Below are 23,829 nucleotides of genomic sequence, written 5' to 3'. Positions count from 1 at the left end.
CGCCCGGCCTCACGCCCCGGTGGCCACCTCGCGCGCCGGGTCGTTCGACCACTGCGACCACGAGCCCGGGTACAGCGCGGCGTCCACGCCAGCCACGGCGAGTGCCGCGACCTCGTGCGCGGCCGTCACGCCGGACCCGCAGTACACGCCCACGGCGGGTCCGGCGACGACGCCGTCCGTCGCACCGCCGGCGTCCCCGTCCCCGACGGTGCCCGTCGACGCCGGGACGCCCAGCGCCCCGAACCGCCGTCGCAGGTCGGCGGTCGACAGGAACCGCCCGTCGGCACGCAGGTTCTCGGTGGTCGGCGCGCTGACCGCACCCGGGACGTGCCCGGCCCGCGGGTCCACGGGCTCCACCTCGCCCCGGTACCGCTCGCCCGCGCGCGCGTCCAGGAGCAGGCCGTCGCCGTCGGCCAGGGCGGCTGCCTCGTCCGCGTCCAGCACCGGCATCCCTCCGGGCCGCACCACGACGTCGCCCGGCTCGGGGGTCACGTCACCCGGTTCGAGGGCGAGGCCCTGCCCCGCCCACGCCGCGAGCCCGCCGTCGAGGATGCGCACGTCCGGGACGCCGAAGTACCGCAGCAGCCACCAGGCCCGGGCCGCCGACGTGCCGCCGACGGAGTCGTAGACGACGACGCGCGTGCCCGCCGAGACACCCCACCGGCGTGCGGCCTGCTGGAACGCGGACGCCGACGGGAGCGGGTGCCGGCCCTCGGCGGGCGACCCGTGGGCGGCGAGCTCGGTCTCCAGGTCCACGTACACCGCGCCCGGGACGTGCCCGGCGCGGTACTGGTCGTGCCCGTCGGTCATGCCGAGCGCCCAGCGCACGTCGAGGAGGACGGGCCGTCCCTCGACGGGGTCCGCGCCCGCACCGACCTGGAGGTCGGCCGCGAGCGTGGCGGCGTCGACCAGGACTCGTTCCCTCACGCCGCGTCCCCCGCCTGGTCGTGCGGGCCGTCGGTGCGGCGGTCGACCGGGGCGTCCACCGGGGCGGACCCGGCAGCCGACAGGTCGAGGCGCATCGTGTACGCGTCCTTGTCCTCGGGCTGGTAGTAGCGCTTGCGGACGCCGAGGATCTCGAACCCGAAGCTGCGGTACATCTCGATGGCCGCCGCGTTGTCGACCCGCACCTCCAGCAGGACCGCGCCGGCCTTCAGCCGGCGGGACCGCTCGATGAGCGCTGTCATGAGCTGGCGGCCCACGCCGTGCCGCTGCACCGCCGGGTCCACGCCGATGGTCATGATCTGGGTGACGTCGCCGTCGAACCAGAGGCCGGCGTAGCCGACCACGGGCTGGTCGCCGGCACGGTCGAGGCGCTCGGGCTCCGCCACGATGTACCAGCGGCCGAGCCCGGCGAGCTCGTCGGCGAGCATCCCGTAGGTCCAGGCACCCCTGCCGAAGAGCTGCCGTTCCAGCTCCAGCACGCGGTCGAAGTCGGCGTTGCGCAGCGGCCGCAGCCGCACCTCGGTGATCACGCGGCACCTCCCTGGGTGGCCTGCCCGAGCGCGGGCGCCGTGCGGCCGGTCGGCTCGTGCACGTCCGGACGGCGCAGGTAGAGGGGCTCCGACGGCTGCTCCTCGCCCGCGGCCCGCCGCACGAGCGCCAGCCGGGCCAGCACGGTCGCGTCGGGCGTCAGGGGCGCGTCGTCCGCCACCGGCAGGAACTCGGGGTAGAGCATGGCGCCCTCGCCGACCACCACGGGCGGCTCGGACTGCTCGCCGTCCGACGGGGCGAGCTGGGCCTGCGCCACGAACCCGGCCCGGTCGACGTCGGGACCCGCGAGCCGCTCCACCACCGGGACGCCGTGCGGTCCCTCGTGCGCGATCACCCGGTAGCGGGCCCAGTAGACCTCCTTGCGCCGCGCGTCGGACGTCGCGAGGACCTCGGTGCCCGGCCGCAGGCCGAGGTCGCTCACTGCCTGCACGGCCAGCGCGTCGAGGCTGGGCACCCCCAGCACGGGAATGCCGAGGGTGAGCGCGAGCGTCCGGGCGGTCACCAGGCCGACCCGCAGGCCCGTGTAGGGCGCGGGTCCGGTGCCCGCGACGACGGCGGTCAGGTCGGCGCGCTCGATCCCCGCGTCCGCCAGGACCTCGGTGATCAGGGGCGCGAGCGACTCGGCGTGCCGGCGGCGCTCGTCCGAGGCACGGGACGCGAGGCGCGTGCCGTCCTCGTCGACGAGCGAGACGGCGACGGCAGCGGAGGTATCGAGAGCGAGAACGGCCACGTCACCAGGGTATTACGCCGACCGGCCGGCACCGTGGCGGCCGGGCCGGTCCGCGCCGGACCGGCCGGCGGCCCGCACGGCGTCCGGCGGCGCGGGGTGCCGGGCACCTGACGGGATACCGATCACGCGTGCAGCGACCGCAGGTCCACGCCTGCCCAGCGCGGGCCGACCGCCCGCAGGGTCGCCGTCCGCACGCCGGCCTCCGGGTCCTCGTCCGTGCCGGGCGACGCCGCACCGCGCGGGCGTTCCAGGTCGATCTCCAGCCGGTCCTCCGCGAGCGCCTCCGCCAGGCCGCGACCCCACTCGACGACCGTCACGGACTCGTCGAGCGACGAGTCGAGGTCGAGCGCGTCGAGCTCGCCGAGCCCGCCGAGCCGGTAGGCGTCCACGTGCACGAGCCCGGGCCCGCGCGTGCCGTCCGCGCGCGGCAGCGGCGGATGCTCCCGGGCCACGATGAACGTGGGCGAGGCCACCTGGCCGCGCACGTTCAGCGCGGCCCCGATGCCCTGGGTGAGGGTCGTCTTCCCGGCGCCGAGGTCGCCCGTGAGGATCACGAGGTCACCCGCGCGCAGCAGCCCGGCGAGGGCCGTGCCGAGCGCGCGGGTGGTGGCGGCGTCGGGCAGCTCCAGCGTGACCGCCTCCGACGTCGTGGTGCTGCCCGGTTCACTCACCGGTGGTCTCCTTTCCTGCAGTTCCCGCGTACACGCGGGGGACGCGCGCCCCGAGGCGCGTGACGATCTCGTAGCTGATGGTGCCGGCGGCCTGCGCCCAGTCCTCGGCGTTGGGTGCGCCCGCGCGGGTGAGGCCGTCCGACGCCCCGAACAGGGTGACGACGTCGCCGGCCTGCTCGGGCGCGTAGGGGCCGAGGTCGAGCACGATCTGGTCCATGCACACCCGGCCCGCGACGCGCAGCACTCGCACGGTACCGAGGCCGGCGTCGGGCGCGGCGACGTCGTCCACGCCGCCGCCCACCAGCACCGGGCCGCCCGGGCCGAGCGAGCCACCGGACGCGTGGCGCGGTATGCCGTCACCGTACCCGAGCGGGATCACGCCGAGCACCGTGTCCTGCGTGGTGGTGTAGAAGTGGCCGTAGGAGACGCCGTGGCCCGCGGGGACGCGTTTCACGGTCGCGAGCCGCGCCTCCAGCGTCATCGCCGGACGCAGGCCGTAGTCGCCCGGCGAGCCCAGGTGCGGTACGGGCGAGAGCCCGTAGACGGCGATCCCGGGGCGCACCAGGTCGTAGTGCGACGCGGGGTTGGTGAGCGTCGCGGCGGAGTTGGCGATGTGCCGTACCTCCAGCGGCATCCCGGCCGCCTCGACGGCACGGACCGCGTCGTCGAAGGCATTGGCCTGCTGCTTGACCGACGGGTCGTCGGGTTCGTCCGCGAGCGCGAAGTGCGACATGACGCCCACCACGGTGAGCGCGCCCTCGGCCTGCAGCGCGGCGGCCCGGTCGAGCACGTCGGGCAGGTCGCCGGGCATGATGCCGTTGCGGCCCAGGCCCGTGTCCACCTTGAGGTGCACGCGGGCGCTCCGGCCGGCGGCGCGGGCGCCGTCGGCCACCTCGTCGAGGGCCCACGCGGCGGCGACGGCGACGTCGACGTCGTGACGCACCAGGTCGGCGAAGGGGGCGCCGGGGGCGTAGAGCCAGGTCAGCACCCGGGGGCCGGGACCGACGGCGGCACGGGCCGCGAGCGCCTCGCGGCTCTGCGCCGCACCCAGCCAGGTCGCACCGCCCGCGACCGCCGCGCGGGCGGCGGCGGGGAGCCCGTGCCCGTATGCGTCGGCCTTGACGACGGCCATGACCTGCGCGGCCGAGGCGGTCGCCCGCAGGGCGCGCACGTTGTCGCGGATCGCGTCCAGATCGACGACCGCGCGGGCGGGGTAGGTGGGGGTGGTGCTCATCCCGACGATTCTCGCACCTGTCAGATCCCCCTGTCCGTGTCAGGCTCTCAGGTCGCCCGGGTGACCTGGTCGTCCGACGGGTGCGGCTCGTTCCGACCCGCCGGCGGAGTCCGCCCGGTCCATCCGGTCAGGGTCCTGCGGGACTCGAAGCGGCGGACCCGGCCGGTCAGCGGGTCGGTGAGCTCCAGGGACCGGGCGAGGAGCTGCAGGGGCCGGTCGAAGTCGTCGGGGTCGGTGGCGCGCAGCTCGGGCCAGAACGGGTCGTGCAGGATGGGCAGGCCGAGCGACGCCATGTGCAGCCGGAGCTGGTGGGTCTTGCCGGTGCGGGGTTCGAGGCGGTAGAGACCCAGGCCACGGGCCTCGTCGGCCGCGACGAGGGTCACCACGGACTCGGCGTTGGGCTCGCCGGGGACCTCCTCGGCACGGGTGACACCGCGCCGCTTGACGATGCGGCTGCGCACGGTGCGGGGCCGGCCGGGAGCCACGTCGCCGCCGACCGGGAGCGGGGCGACCGCCTCGTAGACCTTGTGCACCGCACGGCGGGCGAAGGCCTCCTGGTAGGCGCCGCGCACCTCGGGCCGCACGGTGAGGACGAGCACGCCCGCCGTACCGCGGTCGAGCCGGTGGGCGGGCGACAGCTCGGGCAGGTCGAGCGCGGTCCGGAGCCGGACCAGGACGGTCTCGCGCACCCAGCGCCCGCGCGGCATGGTGGCGAGGAAGTGGGGCTTGTCGACGACCAGCAGGTCGTCGTCGCGGTGGAGCACCTCGGGTTGGAACGGGATCGGCGTCTCGTGGGCCGGCGGGTCGCGGTACAGGTAGAGAAATCCCCGCGGCTCGTACGGTGTGGTGGGCCCGACCGGTTCCCCGTGGCCCGTGACGACCTCGCCCAGGGCGACCTTCTCACGCAGGCGGTCCGCGTCGTCGGCGAAGCGGTCCAGGAGGTAGTCGAGCGCGTACGGGAAGCGGACGACCGTCGCGGCGTCGTGCGGCAGCACGATCCGCGTGGGGTTCAGCCCGTCGCGCACGGGCAGCGGCGGGCGATGCCGGGCCGGGCCGGGGGTGCGGGTCACCCGGTCACGGTAACCCCGGTGGGCGGCCGGGTGTGCCGGGAGGGTTCCGCGGGCCGGGCGACGGGGGGAGGATGAGCGGGTGACTCTCTACGACATCCCGTTCCGCACGATGGACGGTACCGAGATCTCTCTGGCAGACCACCGGGACGACGTCGTGCTGGTGGTGAACGTGGCCTCGCGGTGCGGCCTGGCACCGCAGTACGAGACCCTCGAGAAGCTGCAGAAGACGTACCAGGACCGTGGCTTCACCGTGCTCGGCTTCCCCAGCAACCAGTTCCTGCAGGAGCTGAGCTCCAACGAGAAGATCGCCGAGTTCTGCTCCATGACCTACGGCGTCACGTTCCCCGTGCTCGACAAGATCCGGCTGAACGGGCGCAACGCGCACCCGCTCTACGTCGAGCTGAAGAAGACCGAGGACGCGACCGGGCACTCGGGCAAGATCCGGTGGAACTTCGAGAAGTTCCTCGTCCTGCCCGGTGGGGACGTGCGCCGGTACGCGCCGAGGACCCTGCCGGACGACCCGGCGATCATCAGCGAGATCGAGGCGCACCTGCCGCGCTGAGGCCCGGGGCCGTCGCCCCGGCGACGGCCCGCGTGCCCCGGCGGGCTGCGTGCTCAGCCGTCGCCCCGCGCGAGCGTGAGCCGCAGCGCGACGGGCGCCACGTCGGACGCGTCGCCGAGCCAGCCGACCCACACCCTGGTCAGGCCCAGCCCCTGGCCCGGGTCGGCCTCCTGGGCGACCAGCCGGTACCTGCGCACGAGCTGCTCGGACGTGCGCTGGCTGACCGTGAGAACGTCGATGACCAGCACGTCGACCCGGTCCAGGCCGAACGCGAGCCAGTCCTGACTCACCCTGAGCGAGAGCGTGTCGAGCGCCGACAGGCGGGACATCACCGCGCTGAATGCTGTCTCTGTCATGCAGCCTTGACGCTCGAGGCGGCCACAGGTCACAGCACTTCGCGAGAATGTTGCACATCACTTTTCGCCCGCTCCGCGCACCCCCGTGCCACGGGGCACGCGTGCCCCTACGCTGAGAGGCATGGACCCCGACCGCTTCCGGCAGGCCACGCCCGAGGACGCCCGCGCGCTCCTCGACGTCGAGCGTGCCGCCGGGATCGCGGCACTGGGTCACATCTTCCCGCCGGGCATGTACCCGTTCCCGGCCGACGAGGTGCTGGCCACGTGGAACGCCGCGCTCACCGAGCCGGGCGTCCGCGTGCTCGTCCTGGACGACGACGCCGAACCCGGCCGGCTGGCCTGCTTCGTCGCCTACGACAGCCGGCTGCTGCGGCACCTGGCCGTGCACCCGTCCCGCTGGGGCACCGGCCTGGCCCGGGCCGCCATGGACGCGGCCGTCGCCCAGATGCAGGACCCCCGGCTCTGGTGCCTCGCCGACAACGACCAGGCCATCGGGTTCTACGAGCACCTCGGCTGGCGCCGCACGGGCCGCACACAGGCCGCGGAGTACCCGCCGTTCCCCGACGAGGTCGAGATGGTGCTGCCGCGGGACTGACGTCCCGGCCACAGCTCGACAGCTACAGCTCGACCAGCCCGGCCCGGTACCCGAGCACCACGGCCTGGGTCCGGTCACGCGCGCCCAGCTTCGCGAGCACGGACGCCACGTGCGTCCGCACGGTCTCGACACCGACCACCAGTGCCGCCGCGATCTCCGCGTTGGTCATGCCCTCGGCCACCAGCGCGAGCACCTCGCGCTCGCGCGGCGTCAGTGCGGGCGCCCCCGCCGTGGCACGCGGACGGGTCCGCACCAGGTCCCGCAGCGCCTGCGGGTACAGCAGGCTCTGCCCGACGGCGACCGTCCGGACCGCCTGCACCATCTCGTCGGCTCCCGCCCGCTTGAGCAGGAAGCCCGACGCCCCGGCGGTCAGCGCGTCGAGCACGTAGCCGTCGTGCTCGAACGTCGTCACCACGAGGACCCGCGGCGGCTCGGGCAGCCGCAGCACCAGCTCGGTCGCCCGCAGGCCGTCCACGCCCGGCATCCGCACGTCCATGCAGACGACGTCGGGCCGCAACGCGCGCGTCAGCTCGACCGCCCGGGCACCGTCGCCGGCCTCCCCGACCACCTCCAGGTCGGGTTCGGCGTCCAGGATGAGGCGCAGGCCGCTGCGGACGAGGGGCTCGTCGTCGGCGACCAGCACCCGCACGGGGATGTCAGGCACCGGAGTCCCTCCTCGTGGCGGCGTCGGGCACGGCGGACGGGGTGGACACGGCCGGGCCCGGGGCGCCGGTGTCGAGGTGCGGTGCCGGGCAGGCACCGGCCGGCGACGATGTCCAGGGCAGCGTCGCGCGCAGCACCCAGCGGTCGCCGTCGGGCCCCGCCGTGGCCGTGCCCCCGAAGAGCGCCGCACGTTCCCGCACGCCGGCCAGCCCCCGGCCGCCGGACCGCCGGCGGCCCCGGCCCGTGGCGAGCGGGTTCGCCACCTCGATCAGCACGTGGTCTCCGGCCCACCGCACGTCCAGCACCACCGGGCCCGGCGCGCCGTGCCGGTGTGCGTTGGTGAGCGCCTCGGTGACGATGCGCTGGACCGTCCGGCCGAGCAGCCCCGGCAGGTCCGGGGGCAGATCGACCCGGTCCCGGACGTCGAGGCCCGCCCGCCGGTGCGCCGCCACCACGTCACCCAGGGCGGGCAGGGGCGGGTCGTCCCCGGCGTCGTCGCGCAGCACCGCCAGGAGATGGTCGAGCTCGGCGACGGCGGTCCGGGCGGTGTCCTCGATCGCCGCGAGCGCCTGAGCCGCGGCGGCCGGGTCCTGCGCGACCACCCGCCGCCCGGCGGCCGCCTGGACACCGACGACGGTCAGTGCGTGACCGATGCCGTCGTGCAGCTCGCGGGCCAGGCGGATGTGCTCCGCCTCGCGACGGGCGCGGGCCAGCGCCGTCTCCATCCGGTCGTGCGGCGTGGGGCCGAGCACCCGGGCGGCGAGCGCGGCCGCGGCGGCACCCAGGGGCCACGTCGCCACCACCGCGAGCAGCCCGACGACGACGCACGCCGCCACCCGTGCGACCGCCTCGCCAGGCCCCGCCGGCGGCGGGATCTGTGAGCCCATGGAGCTTCCCGTCGCCGCCTCGGCACCGATCAGCACCGCACCGGGGACCAGGGCGAACAGTCCGAACGCCACCACCAGGCCGGTGACCAGGTGCAGCAGCACCCAGCCCGCGGTCCGGGCCCGGTGCGCGAGGCGCGGCTGGGCCGGGACCACCAGATCCTCGTCCACGTCGAGCAGGGCGCGGGCCGCCGTCACCTCCAGCTCCCGCGCGCCCGGGACGAGGCCGAGGGCGACGGCCGCCGCCACGGCGACGACCACCACCACCCCTCCGGGCGTGCCCCCGGCCGCGATGTTCAGCAGTCCGTACACGAGCAGCACCAGCGCCAGCCCGATCGCGGCGCCCAGCATGTGCCAGGCGAACCGCCGGGCGAGGTACCGCACGAGGCCTCGTGCGGAGTGCCGCGTCGTCGCCATGCCGTCATCCTCTCCGGTCACGGGGGCCGCCCGCCAGGCCGGCGACCCCGGCGGGCTCGACGGTGCCGGCCACCGCGGGGCCCTCTGCCGGCGCGGCCGGACGCTCGGCCCGCAGCCGGTGCGCCACGTACCCCCAGACCGCGAGCGCCAGCGCGGGGCCCCAGTACCAGCAGGGGAAGACGACGGCTCCCACGATCGCCTCGGCCGGGCTCTGGCTGCCGAACAGCACGAGCATGGGCACCACCGAGAAGATCAGCGTCACAGCGATCAGCCCGCCGGGCACGGCGGCCGCGGCGATCGGGACGCGTCGCCCGGCGAGGCCGGGCATCCACCGGGGGAACACCTCGCCCCAGGGGCGGATCAGCCCGAGGGTGAGGACGACGCCGAGCCAGGCGCCGCTGGAGAGCGTCAGCCCCCAGATCCGGGTGGACAGGTCCATGTCGAAGCCGAGCTGCGGCCACGGCGTCAGCCAGGTGAGGCGCACGAGCGCGTACGGCAGCGGTCCGGTGGCGGCCACGACGGTGACGGCCGTGCGGTGCCGGACCACCCAGTCGGTGGCCCGCTCGGCCACGGGCGTGCCCGCCAGCGCCTGCACGCCGACGGCAGCCCAGAGGGTCCCCGTGACGAGCACCAGCAGCGACAGGAGCAGCCCGGTGCGGTTCTCGACGAGCCCGGCCCCGAGCATGCGGACGATCCCGGCCAGGGCGTCGCGGGCCACGACGCCGCCCACGAGCAGCAGGGCCAGGCCCGGCAGACCCACGGTCCACCGTGCCACGCGGTACCGCCGCACCACCTGGACGAGCAGGACCACGACGGCGGCGGGCATCGCCATGGCGACGAGGTAACCCATGGTGGACAGCGGCCCGGTGCCCTGCAGCACCAGGCCGAACGCGACGAGCTGGAGCCCCGCGGCGGCGGCACGGCCGCGCGGTCCCACGGCTCCGGCGAGCGCCGCGATGCCGGCGGCCACCCCGGTCAGCGCGGTGCCGACGTGCACGGCGGTCGCCACGTCGGGCCCCGCGAGCTGGGCGAGGAGTGCGGATCCCGGCACGGTGTAGGCGCTCGGCCAGAGCCCGAGCACCCAGGACAGGCCGAGCAGCGCGGTGGCGCCGGCGGCGATGGTGGCGCCGACGAGCGTGGCGCGGGCGAGGCGTGACATGACGTTCCCTCCGGTCGGTCGTTCGGTGTGCCTCCACCGTCGCGTCGCCGGGGCGTGCGGCCCCTCCCCCGGCCGGGGGATATCGGCTGGTGGGCGGGGGATCCCGGCCGTTAGCGTCGAGGCCATGAAGTTCGGGACGTTCGAGGACCAGCTCGCCGAGGGGGCCGCCGTCCCCACCGACGGCTGGGACTTCTCGTGGTTCGCGGGCCGCGCCACCGAGCAGCGGCCCGGGTGGGGCTACGTGCGGCTGTGCGGCGAGCGCCTGGGGTCCGCCCGTGCGGCGCTCGACGTCGACACGGGCGGCGGCGAGGTCTACGCCGAGGCGCTGGGGCTGGCGGCGCACGTGCCCGCCGTCGTCCGGGCCACGGAAGGCTGGGCGCCCAACCACCGGCTCGCCTCGGCCGCGCTGGAACCCTTCGGGGGTGTGGTGGTGCCGGTGGACGGGGACGCGCCCCTCCCGTTCGAGGACGGCACCTTCGACCTGGTCACGGGCCGCCACCCGGTGTCCTTCCCGTACTCCGAGGCCGGGCGCGTGCTGGCGCCGGGCGGCACGCTCCTGGTCCAGGAGGTGGGTGCGGGGTCCAACCGCGAGCTGTACGAGTACCTCCTGGGACCGCAGGAGAACCGGGACGCCGAGTACCTCGACGCGCTGCGGGAGCGGGTGGCCGGCGTCGGCCTGGACCTGGTGCAGCTCCGGGACGCGCTGACCCGGGTCGAGTTCTTCGACCTGGCCGCCGTGGTCCACTTCCTGCGCAAGGTCCTGTGGACGGTGCCCGGGTTCACCGTGGACGCCTACCGCGACCGCCTCCGCGACCTGTACGACCACATCGCGGAGCACGGCTCGTTCGTCTGCCACAGCCGCCGCACCCTGGTGGAGGCCAGGAAGGCCCGACCTCACGCATAGGATCACGTGATGCGCAGAGCCGTGATCCTCGGAGGTACCGGTGTGCTCGGCCGTGCGGTCGCCAGAAGGCTCCTGGCATCGGGCTGGCAGGTCGATGTGACCGGACGCGACCCTGGCCGGCTCCCCACCGACCTGGCCGAGGCCGGCGTGCGGCATCATGTCGCCGAGAGGGCCGACGACGACGCGACGGCCGCGCTCGTCGGGAGCGGCGCCGACCTGCTCGTGGACTGTCTCTGCTTCACCGCCGACGACGCACGTGGGCTGCTCCCGCTACTGGGCGAGATCGGGTCGACCGTGATGGTCTCGAGCAAGGCCGTGTACGTCGACGATCGCGGCAACCACGTGAACTCACCGGTCAAGCCTCGGTTCATCGCCGCGGTACGGGAGGATCAGCCCACCCTGCCGCCCGACGACAGCGGCTCGTACGACTCGCCCGTGGGGTATGGAGCGAACAAGGTCGCGGCCGAGCAGGTGCTCCTCGATTCCGGGCACCCGGTCACCGTGGTCCGCGCGTCCAAGGTGCACGGCGAGGGCGCCGCCCCCGCCCGGGAGTGGACGTTCGTCCGGCGCGTCCTCGACGGCCGCCGCGTCGTGCTCCTCGCGGACGGCGGCCGCGGCGTCGACCATCCGACGGCCGCCGACAACCTGGCGATGCTCGTCGAGACGGTAGCAAACCGTCCGGGCACCCGAGTCCTGAACAGCGCGGACCCTGACGCGCCGGATGTGCGAGCCATCGCCCGTGCCGTCGCGGGCCGTCTTGGACACATCTGGGAGGAGATCCTGCTCGACGAGTCCGCACCCTCGGGACTCGGACGCACACCCTGGAGCGCTCCGTTCCCCATCGTGCTCGACACGTCAGCGGCGGAGGCGCTCGGGTACCGGCCCGTCGGCAGCTACGCCGCGACCGTCCGCGACACGGTCGACTGGCTCGTCCGCACCGCGGACCGGCAGCGCACCATCCAGCGACCGTTCTTCGACGGATCCTTCGACTACACCGCCGAGGACGCGTTCCTGGCCGGTCAGCGGTAGGTCAGCGCAGCGGGGACGGCTTCCCGTTGACGTCCTCGCGGGCGGGCGGCGGGTCGACGCGCTGCGCCGTCAGGTCACGCGGCGTCAGGGTGAAGCCCTGCCAGTGCATCTCCATAGGGCTCTGGTCCTCGTCGCGCGCCACGTGGTGGAAGCCGACGGCGACCCAGGTGACGACGTCGGACAGCTCGGCCTCGTCCTGGGCGAAGTCGAGCACCCCCGACCCGCACGCGCCGTCCTTGTTGGCCGTGGCGAAGAGCTGGCAGTCGTCCGCCTCGGTGAACGCGACGGTGTAGCCGTCGTCGCCCGTGCCGCCGTCCTCGTGGTGGTGGTCCTGCGTGAGCTGGAACGGCGTGGTCGCCCCCAGGTCCACCTGGTACGAGATGGGGTGGCCGTCGTCGTTGAGCACCTGGGGGTTGACGACGCGCCACCAGCGCCGGTCGGCGGCCCTGGCGGTGCCCTCGTGCGGGATCCGGGTCATCCTTCCCTCCACGAGCGGCGCGCGCGGGCCCTCCTCGCCGGTCGGCGCCGCGTCGTACTGCTCGACCACCTGCCCGCCCCGTCCGCCGAGTGCCCAGTGCACGCGCCAGACCGCGTTGTGCGAGTGGCTGGTGGCGTAGTCCGTGTCCCCCGGCCCGACGGGCCAGCCGTGGGCGGGGTCGTCCCCGTAGTCCTCGGGCGAGAGGTCACCCGTGGCGCCGAGGTCGGACCGGATGGTGCCGTCGCTCCCGAACGTGTACTGGCTGACGTACTCGTACCAGCCGACCTTCGAGATGGTCGCGAGCCGCAGCTCGCTGCGGCGGGCCACCTCGGTGCCCGCGCCGTCGCTGCTCCGGTAGGCGATGCCGCCGTCCACCTCTTCCCGGCACAGCACGGGGCGCCGGTCACCCCCGCCGCCCACGGAGCCGTCGCCGATCTTCGGCACGTACGTCTCCAGGCGGTCACCCAGGCACTCGGTCTCCGTCAGGGACATCATGTGGCTGCCGCCGAAGCCCTGGGTGGTGATGTCCTCGGTGTTGCGCAGCCCGGTGTCGTACGGCACCTCGAGCTGGCCGATGGACAGCTCGGCGAGCACCTGCACGGGCCGGTGGCCGACGGGCGTGAAGTGCACGTCCTCCAGCACCAGCCCGCGGCTGGCGTCGACCCGCCAGCACATGGTCCACGTGGAACCGCCCGCCAGCTCCTGTGCGACCGGGTCGTTCTCGGCGCAGTCCAGGTCTGCGGCGCCGGCGACCGCCGAGTCCTCCCCCCGCGGCGCCGGTGCCGCGGGTATCGCACGCTCGACGATCAGGACGGCGGTCACGACGAGTGCGACGATGGCCGCGGCCGCGACGACCGCGGGCAGCATCTTGCGCCTCGGCGAGAGCTCCGGCACGTCTCTCCCCCTTCAGTCTGCGGGGCCCGTACGGGCCCGTTCCCCCTACGACGGGACCGGCCCGGTGCGACGAGGTCGCACCGGGCCGGCCTTGCTGCGTCAGGCTCCCCGGGTCAAGGACTCAGGGCGCCCGACGGGATCACGCGGAACGCGAGTCGTCAGAGAACCGGCCCATCGCCGTGGCGAAGGCCTGGCTGATCTCACGACGGCGCTTGATCATCACGGCACCCGCACCGAGCAGCAGCACGGTGGCGGCGATGAGGGCCGTCACGTTCGCACCGGTGCTGGCGAGCGGACCGTCGGAGCCGGCACCCGCACCGTCGCCGTCGCCGTCACCGGCGCCGCCGCTCGCGGACAGGTCGACCACGTCGAACGTCGCCATGGCCGAGTCACCCTCGACCGTGCTGACGGCGATGCCCTGGTGGCGGCCCGTGTCGAGCCGCTCGTCGACCGTGAAGGTCCACTCGACGTTGCCCTCGGCGTCGGCCTCCTGGGCCTCCAGCGCGAACGACGTCGAGTTGATCATGCCGACGACCTCTTCGCCCGGGTTGAAGCCCGAGGCGTAGAAGGTCTGCTCGTCACCCTGCTCGACAGCGGCCTTCTCGAAGCGCGCGGTCAGGTCGCGACCGTCGCCACCACCGAGGCTCTCGGAGACGACGATCGGCGTCTGCGCGCCCTCGCTGCCGTCCTCGGGCTGGGCGTCGACGATGATGACGCCGGGCTCGGTGCCCTCGGGAACCGTGATCGGCGTGGTGAAGCCGCAGTCCTCGTCGACCAGCACGGTGACGGGCTCGCCGATCTTGTTGCCCTCGGTGTCGAAGAGTTGCACGACCACGTTCACACCGGCCGGGAAGCCCGTCCCGGTGATCATGACCTCGTCGCCGGCGGCGACCACGGTCGGGTCGGCCGTGATGGCCGGGTCGGTGCACTCACCCGGGTTGTTGGTGCCCGGGTCGAGGATCTCGATGGGCGCCTCGGCGCCGCCGCTGCCGTCCTCGGGCTCGGCCTCGACCACGTGGTCGCCGGGCTCGGCGTCCTCGGGGATCGTCAGGTCGGTGATGAAGCCGCAGGCCTCGTCCGGGGTGACCGTGACCGCGTCGCCGACCGGGTTGCCGTCGGCGTCACGCAGCTGCACCGTGACCGGCACGCCGGCCGGGAAGCCCTGACCCACGACGGTGACGGTGTCACCCGGGTAGGCGGAGCTGGGCTCGACCGTCAGGGTCGGGTCCATGGCGCAGATGTCCGAACCGGCGACGACCGCCAGCGGGGCCTCGGCGGCCTCGCCCGTGGTGTCGTCGGTGCCGATGACGGTGTAGTCACCGAGCTCGGCGTCGGCCGGGACCGTCACCGGGGTGGTGAACCCACCGTCGGCGTCGGTGTCGACCGTGATCGGGTCGCCCACGGGGTTGCCCTCGGGGTCGGTGAGCTGGACGGTGGCGGTCGAGTCCGGCGTGTAGCCCTCACCGGTCGCCACGGTCGACTGGCCCGGGGCCACCGAGTCCGGGTTCACGGTCAGCGACGGGTCGACCTCGCCCGAACCGCCGTCGTCGCCACCGATGCGCACGGCCGCGTTGCCCAGGTTGATACGAGCAACCTCGTTCTCCGGCAGGAGCGCGATGCTCAGGGCCGACAGCTCGAACGACGTCTCCACCGCCGCCGTCGCCGACGTCGGGGTCACGCCGTCGGTCACCTGGCGGTTGATCTGGATCGAGAGGACCTTGGCCAGCACCTCGAAGACCGGCGAGAGCAGCTCGCGGATCGGAGCGGTGATGGAGTCCGTCTTGAGGTCGTTGATGAGCAGCTCGAAGATGTTGTCACCCTCGTCGCTGATCAGCAGGTCGTACACCGGGGCCAGGATCGGCGCGAGCGCCGGGCCGAGCGTGTTGATGGTGTTGACCAGGACCGTGGCGACCGGCGCCAGGGTGCCCGTGCTGTTGTTGACGGCCTCGGGGAAGTTCCCGTTCACGGCGTCGGCCAGCGGCAGCGACCACGACACGTCGAGGGTACCCAGCGGGCCCTCCTCGAAGAACGCGATGTTGACGGTCACCGAGTTGAGCGAGTCCTCGATCGCACCGATGAGGATGCGGGTGACTTCCTGCATCAGCTCGTGCACGGTCTCCGCGATCAGCGGGTAGGTCGTGTCGTCGATGAGCTCGTAGTTCGCGGGCAGCTCGTTGATGCCACCCTCGGTCTCGTCAGGGTTGTCCACCAGCTTGTCCAGGTGGATCTCCAGCTGACCCGTCGACAGGTCGATGGTGATGAGCTGGTTGGCCGAGGTGATCGGCTCGCCCACGACGGACTGGAACAGGTTCTCCTGCATGTTGCTGTCGACCGTGATCGACGGCGTCGGGACGCCCGGGACCGCGTCGAACAGGCCGGTGAGGGCGCTGTCGTCGAGGTTCTCGTTGATGAGCTTCTCGACGGTCGTGTCGATGGAGCCGCCGATGTCGTAGATCGACGAGGCAGCGTCCTCGATGACCGGGGAGTGCAGGAACAGGTCCAGGTCCGCGACGCGGTACTGGCCGGGGCCACCCACGCCGTCCTGGTCCAGGATCTCGCCGTTCTCGGCCTTGACCTCGGCCGCGCCGGCGCCCGCCTCGAGCAGGAGCTGGTCGACGATCTGGTCGGTGAGGCCGTCGACGCCCAGCAGGCGCGCGACGGACAGGACGTCCACGGACGCCTTGCCGAAGTCCTCGGTGGCGCCGTCGAGCGTCACGCCACCGTCGGCACCGGCCAGGCCGGACACCGCGTACGCGTCGAGCGGGGACGAGGCCTCGCTCTTGCTGGCCAGCGCACCGAGCTGACCGAAGTCCAGGATCTGGTCGAGGGGGACCTCGACGTCACCGAGCGTCACGAGCTGCGAGCCGAGCAGCTCGACGTTGAGGTTGCCCTCGTTCGGACCGGGGTTCGACTCCGAGCCCGCGTCCGAGTAGGCCGCTGCGAGCAGGGCCTCCTGGAAGAGCGTCGAGTCGAGCACGCTCGCGGCGGCCTCGGACGGCTCCTCCGGGTAGTTGTCCACCGCGACCGCCGGGAGTCCAGTGGCCGTGACCACGACTGCCGATGCCGCGGCCGTCGCCAGGGACCGGCGCCACGTGACGCTTCCCCTCCGGCGCCGGGACGGTACTTGCGTTCGGTTCAAAAGAACTCACTCCTCCATAATCACGCTTCAAGAAAAGCGTCCGGATCGGTACGTGATCACGTCCGGATCGGTCGGGGCGGTGGCACATGCACACCGATGCCCGGGCATCAGCGAACAGTGGTTCCCAGGGACCTGCCAGGCAGAGCGGTAATCGTGCGCTGACGCAACAGAACGCACATCCGCATGCGTTCGAGACATACCGAGCCATGACAAAGGCATTGACCAGCAGGGCAGCGGAAAGATGTGAAAGTAGTCCGAATTGCCGGGTGAAATATCAACCCGCCCGCGGGTGAAAAATCTGCGTTGAGTCGCGGATCAGCTACCGGCGAGCCAGGCCGGCGGGCGCGTCTCGGCGAGCCGGACCAGGTCCCTGCGGTCGCGGATACCGAGCGTCGCGTACGCGCGGCGCAGCCGGTTCACGACCGTCCGCTCGGAGACGAAGGTCGCCTGCGCGATCTGCGAGTTGGTCGCGCCGTGCACCGCGAGCCGCACCATCTCCCGCTCGTGCCCGCCGAGGACCTCCCACTCGGGCCCGGCGCCGCCGCTGGCCTCCGTCTCGGCGAGGAACGTGTCGATGCCGCGCAGCCAGCCGGCCATCCCGGCCAGGCGCACGAGCGTCCGGGCCTCGTCGAGCATCGCGATGCCCGCGGTGCGCCCGCCACGCGTCACGGCGTACCGGCCGTACGCGACGAGCATGCGCACGCGCTGCCACGGCGACATCGGAGCGGGCGGCGCGTGCAGCGCCGCCTCGAAGGCCGCCGACGGCGCACCGTCGTCGGCCAGGAGCGCGTTGAGCCGTGACCAGGCCGCCGCGACGTCGGGCGCCGTCCGCTCCTCGGGAGAGACGGGCGGCTCGATCAGCCGGCGGGTCCGCGGGCCCACCTGACCCGGCGGGGTCGAGGCCATGACGGCCTCCACGAGGTCGCACCGCACCTGCACCCGGCCGCGGTACGGCCAGGCGCAGTGCTCGAGCGCGATGGTCAGCAGCGCCACCGCGCCCTCCGCCTGACCGACCACGAGGTGCGCCGCGCCGAGGTCCGCGGCGTACTCGCCGAGCACGCGCGCCGACCAGCTCCCGGCCTGGGCCGGCATGCTGCTGGCCGGCACGGTCCCGTCGACCACCGCGTCCGCCGACGCGCGCATGCCGCGCGCGGGCAGCCACTCGTCGACCGACGGGCGCAGCTCCGCCGCGTGCGCCAGGTGCGCGCGGACGTCGACCGCACGGCCGTCGAACGCTGCGACCCGGGCCGCGGCGAGGTCGCGCGCCACGATCTCCGCGACCGCCCGGCCCGTCGCCGTGCCCGAGTGGTCCGCGAGCAGGGCCCGGGCGCTCACCACGTCGCCCAGCATGAGGAGGGCGCGCACCTGGATCTCGACGCCCACCCAGTCCTGGCCGGGCGTCGACCCGATCAGTCGCAGGTCCTCCCGGAGCCGGCCGGGGTGGGGCAGGTCCCCGGAGTCCTCCAGGCGCAGCAGCGCCTCGGCGACGCGTGCACCGGCGGCCCGCGCGGCCGCACCGATCCCCTCGGGGTCCCGCCACCACAGGTGGTCGGTCCACGCCGGCCCGACGCCGTCCGGCACCAGCGGCCCGTCCGCATGGTCGGTCCACGCCCGGCCCGCCAGCAGGGACACCCCGACGGCGCGCGCGGCCAGGCGCGGTTCGGGCGAGGCTGCCACGACCGCCCAGGCCCGCGCGGGCAGCTCGTCGAGGTACAGCCCGTCGAGGACGTCGACGGCGACGCCGGGCCCGGTCAGGTCCCGGTCCGTGGTCTCGTGCACGTCGGGGAGACCGTCGACGCCGCGCACCTCCCGGCACAGCAGCGCCAGGAGGGGGTGCCGCACGGCGCGGTCCTCCCGGCGGGCCGGCACGGCCGGTGTGAGCGGGGCGGCCGCGAGCGCTGCCGCCGTCGCCGGGTCGAGCCCGGCCAGCATCGAGCGGTACGCCCGCCGGGCGGCCGACCCGACGCCGTCGGGCCCGGCCCAGGCGGCGTCCCCGCGCAGCTCCGCGCCGGTCAGCGAGCCCGCGAGCTCGAGCGCCAGGCGCGGGTTGCCCGCGCTCCACCAGCGCAGCTGCTCGACGACGTCGGCGGCCACCGGGCCGCTGAGCTCCAGGTCGAGCACGCGCCGCAGGGCGGTTCGGTCGAGGGGGCCGAGCTCCAGCACCTCCACGTCGTCGGAGAGGGACTCGACCGCGATGCTGCGCACCGCGGCGATGACGCGCCAGTCCTGCCCGTACGCCTCGTCCGCCAGGTGCTGGAGCCAGCGGGCACGGTCGGGGGTCAGCACACCGACGTCGTCGATGAAGAGGACCCGCGGCCCGGACTCGCCGTCCAGGTGGTCCGGCACGGCCCAGGCCGAGACCGCGCGGAGGAAGCCGGCGGCATCGAAGTCGGTCCCGTGCTCCAGGTGGTCCGGCACGGACCACGCCGACAGGTCGATACGCCGGTTGTTGTCGAGGTCGTGCGCCGAGGGGCGCGGGGAGCACGGACGGACCACCCGGACCGCCGACGACCCCGCACCGACCTGCTTCAGCGCCTGGAGCACCGTGGCGGTCTTGCCGATCCCGCTCAGCCCGCGCACGACGAGGACCGTCGGGTCCAGGTCGGTCGCGAAGTGCCCGATGACCCGCAGCTCTCGATCACGCCCGTGGACCACGTGGTCCCTCCCCCTGCCGCCTTCCTTGCCCGACGTCGACCCCGGCACCGCCGGAGGCACGGCCACGGAAGGCCCGTAGCTTGATGGCACGCAAACCCCAATTCGCGACTTACATGAATATTGATGAGCAGCGCGTCAGGAGTCTATGGCAGGAGATGAATCGTGCAGATTGTGACTGTGGTACGGAAGTAATTCCGTAATGCCCATTCCATTACATCAGGCAAGCGGTCCAAGCATCTTCTGGAGGTCGGCAGGAGGACGGTCGGCGCCGTCGAGCACGACGTCGAACAGCGTGGCGTCCTCGCTGCGGTGGTGGCCGGTCAGCGCGGCGCACAACGACGACGCGTTCGCTCATCGCCCGCGACCCGCCAGCAGCTCCGCGACGACCGCGGGCACCGCCCGGGCGATCTCGAGCGCGGCCACCGGGCCACCCGCCGACGCCCGGGCCGCAGCCCGGCCGTGCACGAGCGCCGCGGCGGCTGCCAGCCGCGCCGGGAGCGCCGGGTCCTCGACCGCCTCCGCCGAACGGCCGGCGAGCAGCGCCCCGAGGATCCCGGCGAGCACGTCCCCCGCACCCGCGGTGGCGGTCCAGGGCGGCGCGTCGGCCTGCGCGTAGACGTCGCCCGGCCCCGCCACCACCGTGATCGCACCCTTGAGCAGGACGGTCGCACCGGTCGCCTGGTGGGCGGTGCGCGCCCAGTGGAGCGGGCGGGCCTCCACCGCCGCCCGGTCGACGTCGTGGCCGAGCCCTCGCAGCAGCTCCGCCAGCTCGCCCGCGTGCGGGGTCAGCACCGCTGATGCCGGCAGCCGGTGCTCCAGCATCGTGAGCGCGCCCGCGTCCACGACGGCAGGCATCCGGCCGCCGGTCACGTCCTCGGACAGCACCCCCGTCACCGCCGCGAGCGCCCCGAAGATCCGCCGGGCCTGACCGTCGTCGTCCGGGCCCTCGTCGTCCGGGTCCAGTGCGGGGACACCGGGACCGAGCACCCAGGACTGCACCCGGCCGCCCGCCACGACCACCTCGGGCCGCGCGAGCAGCACCCGTGTCCCGACCGCCTCGGGGCCCAGGTAGCGCACCATCCCGGCGCCCGTGAGCACGGCGCCCGACGTCGCGAGCACGGCGGCCCCTGGGTAGGTGCTGGTCCCGGCGACCACGCCGACCACACCGCGCGTGTACTTGTGGTCGTCCGGGCCCGGCGCGGGCCAGAGGGCCGCCACGTCGGCCGGCTCCATGCGCAGCACGCGGCCCGCCGCCGGGTGGGTGGTCCCCCAGGCGTGCCGGGCGACTCCGCCGCGCCGCGCACGGGCGCCCGGAACGGCGGGAAAGCCGACGTCGACCAGCTCGACCACACCGGCCGTCCCCGCCGCGGGCGGCAGCAGCAGGCCGGGCTTGAGGGCGCCGAACGTCACGGTCCGGTCCGCGCGCAGCACCGGGCCGGGCACCACGCCGTCGTCCACGCCGATGCCGCTGGGGATGTCGACGGCGACCGTGTACGGCCAGCGGTCGCCCGCCGCCTTGCGGGCCTCGGCGAGCGCGCGGACCAGGCCGCCCGCGGGCGGGCGCAGGGCACCCCGCGCACCGACGCCGACCAGACCGTCGAGCAGCACGTCGGAACCGAGCACGGACTCGACGACGGCGGGCACGCGGACGTCGGACAGGCTCGCCACCTCTCCGCCGGCCGCACGGAACGCGGCGAGCCCCGCCTCGTGCGCGCGCACCGATGCCAGGACGGCGGTCACCCGCAGGCCACGCCGGACGAGGTGCGCGCCCGCGAACAGGGTGTCGCCGCCGTTGTTGCCGGGGCCGACCAGCAGCACGGCGCGCGCGCCGCGCACGTCGCCCCGGCCCGTCCCGCCGCCGGACCGGGACGCGTCTCCTGCCGGAGCACCGGCCACCGCTGCGCCGGCCACCCGCTCGCCGAGCCGGCGCGCCGGGCGAAGCCTGGCCGTGCCGGGGAGCCCGTCGGAACCGAGGCTGCCGCGCAGCCGGACGCCTGCGCGCCGGGCGGGCGGCGCCGTCCCGGGCCTGCCTGCGGCCCGCCGCCCCGCCACCTCCCGCAGCACCACCTGGGCCAGCCCGTAGGCCGCCCGCGCCATGAGCGGCTCACCGGCGGCGATCAGGGGCTCCTCCGCCTTGCGTATCTCGTCCGAGGTCCACGCGTCTTTCACGGTCCTATAGTGCCGGGTCGGCCGCCGCCACGCGTAACAGAACCGACAATATGGACCATCTCTCCCGTGCGGAACCGGGTCGGCATAGGGTCGGGACATGCGATTCGGACTCTTCATCCCACAGGGCTGGCGCTTCGACCTCGTCGACGTGGCGCCCGCCGACCAGTGGGCGACCATGCTGTCCCTCGTGCACCGTGCGGAGAACCAGGCCGCGGGCGAGGCCGTCCCGGGCGGCGAGTTCGCCTGGGAGTCGGCCTGGGTGTACGACCACTTCCACACCACGCCCGCGCCCTCGACCGAGGCCACCCACGAGGCGTGGTCGCTGATGGCCGCGTTCGCGGCCGCGACGCAGCGGATCCGCCTGGGTCAGATGTGCACCTGCATGGCCTACCGGGAGCCGACCTACCTGGCCAAGGTGGCCTCGACCATCGACACGATCTCCGGCGGGCGCATCGAGATGGGCATCGGCGCCGGCTGGTACGAGCACGAGTGGCGCGCCTACGGGTACGGCTTCCCGTCCGCGGGCGAACGCCTGCGCGCGCTGGACGAGGGCGTACAGATCATGTCGGCCATGTGGCGCACCGGGTCCTCGGGCACGTTCGACGGCAAGCGCTACCAGGTCGACGGCGCGCTGTGCTACCCGCAGCCGCTGCAGCAGCTCCCCGTGGGCGACGGCGGCGCCGAGGTACCGTCCATCCCCCTGTGGATCGCGGGCGGCGGCGAGAAGAAGACGCTGCGCATCGCCGCGCAGCACGCCCAGTACACCAACTTCGACGGGTCGCCCGAGGGCTTCACCCACAAGTCGGGCGTGCTCGAGGCGCACTGCAAGGACGTGGGCCGCGACTTCGGCGAGATCACACGGTCCTCGAACTACAACGTGGTGATCGGCGAGAACGACGCCGAGGTCGCCGAGCGGCTGGACTGGATCGAGGCGCACCTGCGCACGTCGGTGCCCGGCACGGCGGAGCGGGAGATCGCGAACTGGCGCGGCGGCCTGCTGGTCGGCACGCCGGAGCAGATCGTCGAGCGCCTGCAGGGCATGTCCGGCCGCGGCCTGGAGTACGCGATCACGTACTTCCAGGAGGCGGCCTACGACACCAGCGGCATCGAGCTCTTCGAGAAGCAGGTCATCCCGGAGCTCCAGTAGCCCCCTGCCGACAGCGAGCGAGAACGGGGGCGGGACCACGTGTCCCGCCCCCGTCCTGTCTCGGTGGGTCAGCCCTCCGCGATCACCATGGCCGACGCGATCCCCGCGTCGTGAGAGATGGTGAGGTGCCAGGTACGCACCCCGAGCTCGGCAGCCCGCGCCGCGACGGTGCCCCGCGCGTCGATCCGGGGCGGGCCACCGACCGTGCGGTGCACCGTGACGTCGTGCCAGCGCAGGTTCCCCGGCGCGCCGAGCGACTTGGCGATGGCCTCCTTGGCCGCGAACCGTGCGGCCAGGGACGCCGGCGGCAGCTCGCGCTCGACCTCGGTGAACAGCTTCTCGCGCAACCGGGGCGTGCGGGCGAGCGTCTCCATGAAGCGGTCCACGTCGACGACGTCGATACCCGTCCCGATGATCATGGGCCCAGCCTAGGTCCACCCCATCACACCGACGGCCTTGCGCGAGATGACCGTTTTGCGGCACCATATCGCCGTAATGCAGAGGTAAAGACGGCGCCTGCATAGCGCAGCGCGCCTCTTTTCATGCGGAGGAGTTGCCATGCCGGAGGACGACGACAAGCTCCCCTTCCCCGTGGTCATGGTCGTCGTCTTCGGCGTCGTGATCGCCGCGATCGTCACGTTGCTGATAGTCGTCGCGGTATCGAGCTGACGGGCGCCGGGTCAGACCGGCACCGCCTCCTCGACGCGGTCGAGCCACTCGCCCACCAGCGCCGTGAACAGCGTCGACTGCTCGGTGTCGAGCGCGTGCCCTGCCCGGTCCAGCACCGCGAACGTCGCCCGCGGGTAGTGCTCCACGAGCCCCCAGGCATCGCGGTACCCCGTGGTCGCGTCCTGCCGCCCGACCAGGATGAGGGCGGGCCCCTCGAACGGCACAGGTTCCACGGGGAACGTCCCCGCGTAGCTCGCCTCGAGCCGGGCGACCGCCGCCGGGTCGGCGGCCGCGAGCCCCGGATCGACCACCCGGCGTGCCCACTCCCAGGTCTCGGTCGTCTGCACGACGAGCGTGTCCTCCGCGTCCAGCACCTGTGTACCGACCCGCTCGGCGAGCGCCGGCTCCCGCACCAGCACCCGGTGCTCCGGGACGTGCCGCAGCTCGTGGCGGGCGTCGACCACCGTCACGACCGCGGCCAGTCCCGCGACCCGTTCCGGGTCGGCGGCCGTCAGTCCCCGCGCCAGGTAGCCACCGTACGACTGCCCGACGACGACGTACGGCCCCTCGGGCACGAGCGCCTCGACCGTCCCCCGCAGGATCCGGAACACGTCGTCGGTGCTCGCGACGTCGGGCGCCACCGTGCGCCCCATGCCCGGCAGGTCGACGTAGAGCCGGCGCCAGCCGGGACGAGTCCCGAAGACCGGCTCGAAGGCACTCGTCATGATCCGGTGGTCCACCGGGAACCCGTGCACCAGCACCGCCGTGCGCACCCCGGCACCGGGTGGCGGCCCGTGCTCCACGTAGTGCACCCGGACCCCGTCGACCTCCACGTACGCCATCGGCGCTCCTCTCGTCAGGCCAGACCCTAGACGGAGCCACCGACATCCCGGATGCCCGCGGGGCGGGG

The 23,829-nt window shown here is 74.1% G+C and carries 21 protein-coding genes; 5 read left to right on the top strand and 16 right to left on the bottom strand.

Annotated features, from left to right (window positions below; translation table 11 throughout):
* Positions 1-9: 9 nt before the first annotated feature.
* From ACIBBF_RS03030 to ACIBBF_RS03005, 6 genes are all read right to left on the bottom strand, one after another.
* Positions 10-927 carry a sulfurtransferase gene (locus tag ACIBBF_RS03030; protein ID WP_397410341.1) on the bottom strand — a complete coding sequence of 306 codons (918 nt, stop codon included), beginning with the start codon at positions 925-927 and terminating at the stop codon, positions 10-12.
* Complete coding sequence (gene rimI / locus ACIBBF_RS03025; RefSeq protein ID WP_397410339.1) at positions 924-1,475, bottom strand: ribosomal protein S18-alanine N-acetyltransferase; 552 nt, start codon at positions 1,473-1,475, stop codon at positions 924-926. The genes ACIBBF_RS03030 and rimI overlap by 4 nt, the downstream gene beginning before the upstream one ends.
* On the bottom strand, positions 1,472-2,224 hold the full coding sequence (gene tsaB / locus ACIBBF_RS03020) for a tRNA (adenosine(37)-N6)-threonylcarbamoyltransferase complex dimerization subunit type 1 TsaB (RefSeq protein WP_397410337.1): 753 nt from the start codon (positions 2,222-2,224) through the stop codon (positions 1,472-1,474). Before tsaB ends, rimI begins: the two co-directional genes overlap by 4 nt.
* A gap of 122 nt (positions 2,225-2,346) precedes the next feature.
* Positions 2,347-2,895 carry a tRNA (adenosine(37)-N6)-threonylcarbamoyltransferase complex ATPase subunit type 1 TsaE gene (tsaE, locus tag ACIBBF_RS03015; RefSeq protein ID WP_397410335.1) on the bottom strand — a complete coding sequence of 183 codons (549 nt, stop codon included), beginning with the start codon at positions 2,893-2,895 and terminating at the stop codon, positions 2,347-2,349.
* Positions 2,888-4,129 (bottom strand): alanine racemase, encoded by a 1,242-nt coding sequence (alr, locus tag ACIBBF_RS03010; protein WP_397410333.1) that lies wholly within the window; start codon positions 4,127-4,129, stop codon positions 2,888-2,890. Before alr ends, tsaE begins: the two co-directional genes overlap by 8 nt.
* Positions 4,130-4,176: 47 nt before the next feature.
* Positions 4,177-5,199 carry a pseudouridine synthase gene (locus tag ACIBBF_RS03005; RefSeq protein ID WP_397410331.1) on the bottom strand — a complete coding sequence of 341 codons (1,023 nt, stop codon included), beginning with the start codon at positions 5,197-5,199 and terminating at the stop codon, positions 4,177-4,179.
* 79 nt (positions 5,200-5,278) lie between these two features.
* Here ACIBBF_RS03005 and ACIBBF_RS03000 point away from each other — a divergent pair, with 79 nt between their 5' ends.
* Positions 5,279-5,761: a glutathione peroxidase gene (locus tag ACIBBF_RS03000; protein ID WP_397410329.1), complete on the top strand. Its 483-nt coding sequence runs from the start codon at positions 5,279-5,281 to the stop codon at positions 5,759-5,761.
* A 53-nt stretch (positions 5,762-5,814) separates the two neighbouring features.
* On the opposite strand, the gene ACIBBF_RS02995 is transcribed toward ACIBBF_RS03000, so the two are convergent.
* Complete coding sequence (locus ACIBBF_RS02995) at positions 5,815-6,117, bottom strand: hypothetical protein (protein WP_397410327.1); 303 nt, start codon at positions 6,115-6,117, stop codon at positions 5,815-5,817.
* A gap of 121 nt (positions 6,118-6,238) precedes the next feature.
* Here ACIBBF_RS02995 and ACIBBF_RS02990 point away from each other — a divergent pair, with 121 nt between their 5' ends.
* Positions 6,239-6,712 carry a GNAT family N-acetyltransferase gene (locus tag ACIBBF_RS02990; protein WP_397410325.1) on the top strand — a complete coding sequence of 158 codons (474 nt, stop codon included), beginning with the start codon at positions 6,239-6,241 and terminating at the stop codon, positions 6,710-6,712.
* Between the two features lie 22 nt (positions 6,713-6,734).
* On the opposite strand, the gene ACIBBF_RS02985 is transcribed toward ACIBBF_RS02990, so the two are convergent.
* The 3 genes from ACIBBF_RS02985 to ACIBBF_RS02975 are packed head-to-tail and all read right to left on the bottom strand — an operon-like array spanning position 6,735 to position 9,835.
* Positions 6,735-7,376 carry a response regulator gene (locus ACIBBF_RS02985; protein WP_397410323.1) on the bottom strand — a complete coding sequence of 214 codons (642 nt, stop codon included), beginning with the start codon at positions 7,374-7,376 and terminating at the stop codon, positions 6,735-6,737.
* Positions 7,369-8,676, bottom strand: a complete 1,308-nt coding sequence (locus ACIBBF_RS02980; RefSeq protein ID WP_397410321.1) for a sensor histidine kinase — start codon at positions 8,674-8,676, stop codon at positions 7,369-7,371. The genes ACIBBF_RS02985 and ACIBBF_RS02980 overlap by 8 nt, the downstream gene beginning before the upstream one ends.
* Positions 8,677-8,680: 4 nt before the next feature.
* Positions 8,681-9,835: a hypothetical protein gene (locus ACIBBF_RS02975; protein ID WP_397410319.1), complete on the bottom strand. Its 1,155-nt coding sequence runs from the start codon at positions 9,833-9,835 to the stop codon at positions 8,681-8,683.
* A gap of 124 nt (positions 9,836-9,959) precedes the next feature.
* Here ACIBBF_RS02975 and ACIBBF_RS02970 point away from each other — a divergent pair, with 124 nt between their 5' ends.
* Both ACIBBF_RS02970 and ACIBBF_RS02965 read left to right on the top strand, forming a co-directional pair.
* The gene (locus ACIBBF_RS02970) at positions 9,960-10,739 is read left to right on the top strand and encodes a class I SAM-dependent methyltransferase (protein ID WP_397410317.1); all 780 of its coding nucleotides are present in this window, start codon (positions 9,960-9,962) and stop codon (positions 10,737-10,739) included.
* A 9-nt stretch (positions 10,740-10,748) separates the two neighbouring features.
* Entirely contained in the window at positions 10,749-11,768 is a 1,020-nt protein-coding gene (locus ACIBBF_RS02965) for an NAD-dependent epimerase/dehydratase family protein (protein WP_397410315.1), read from the top strand.
* 1 nt (position 11,769) lies between these two features.
* Here ACIBBF_RS02965 and ACIBBF_RS02960 read toward each other — a convergent pair whose 3' ends face one another.
* The 4 genes from ACIBBF_RS02960 to ACIBBF_RS02945 form a co-directional block, all read right to left on the bottom strand.
* Positions 11,770-13,140, bottom strand: a complete 1,371-nt coding sequence (locus ACIBBF_RS02960) for a copper amine oxidase (protein WP_397410313.1) — start codon at positions 13,138-13,140, stop codon at positions 11,770-11,772.
* A gap of 139 nt (positions 13,141-13,279) precedes the next feature.
* A complete protein-coding gene (locus tag ACIBBF_RS02955) occupies positions 13,280-16,192 on the bottom strand; it encodes a choice-of-anchor G family protein (RefSeq protein WP_397410311.1) in 2,913 nt (970 codons plus the stop codon).
* Between the two features lie 402 nt (positions 16,193-16,594).
* The gene (locus tag ACIBBF_RS02950; protein WP_397410308.1) at positions 16,595-18,934 is read right to left on the bottom strand and encodes a LuxR C-terminal-related transcriptional regulator; all 2,340 of its coding nucleotides are present in this window, start codon (positions 18,932-18,934) and stop codon (positions 16,595-16,597) included.
* Positions 18,935-19,285: 351 nt separating this feature from the next.
* Entirely contained in the window at positions 19,286-21,103 is a 1,818-nt protein-coding gene (locus ACIBBF_RS02945; protein ID WP_397410306.1) for a bifunctional ADP-dependent NAD(P)H-hydrate dehydratase/NAD(P)H-hydrate epimerase, read from the bottom strand.
* Between the two features lie 97 nt (positions 21,104-21,200).
* On the opposite strand from ACIBBF_RS02945, the gene ACIBBF_RS02940 reads away from it, so the two are divergent.
* Positions 21,201-22,250, top strand: a complete 1,050-nt coding sequence (locus ACIBBF_RS02940) for a TIGR03560 family F420-dependent LLM class oxidoreductase (RefSeq protein ID WP_397410304.1) — start codon at positions 21,201-21,203, stop codon at positions 22,248-22,250.
* 68 nt (positions 22,251-22,318) lie between these two features.
* Here ACIBBF_RS02940 and ACIBBF_RS02935 read toward each other — a convergent pair whose 3' ends face one another.
* Together ACIBBF_RS02935 and ACIBBF_RS02930 are read right to left on the bottom strand one after the other, a co-directional pair.
* Positions 22,319-22,669 carry a holo-ACP synthase gene (locus tag ACIBBF_RS02935; protein WP_397410302.1) on the bottom strand — a complete coding sequence of 117 codons (351 nt, stop codon included), beginning with the start codon at positions 22,667-22,669 and terminating at the stop codon, positions 22,319-22,321.
* 261 nt (positions 22,670-22,930) lie between these two features.
* Positions 22,931-23,761, bottom strand: coding sequence for an alpha/beta fold hydrolase (locus tag ACIBBF_RS02930; protein ID WP_397410300.1), 831 nt, complete (start codon positions 23,759-23,761; stop codon positions 22,931-22,933).
* Positions 23,762-23,829: the final 68 nt, after the last annotated feature.

The sequence above is a fragment of the Promicromonospora sp. NPDC050880 genome, assembly GCF_044456525.1.
GTDB lineage: Bacteria > Actinomycetota > Actinomycetes > Actinomycetales > Cellulomonadaceae > Promicromonospora.
Note: the sequence above shows the minus strand (reverse complement) of the source record. Positions and strands in the feature narration are given on the sequence as shown.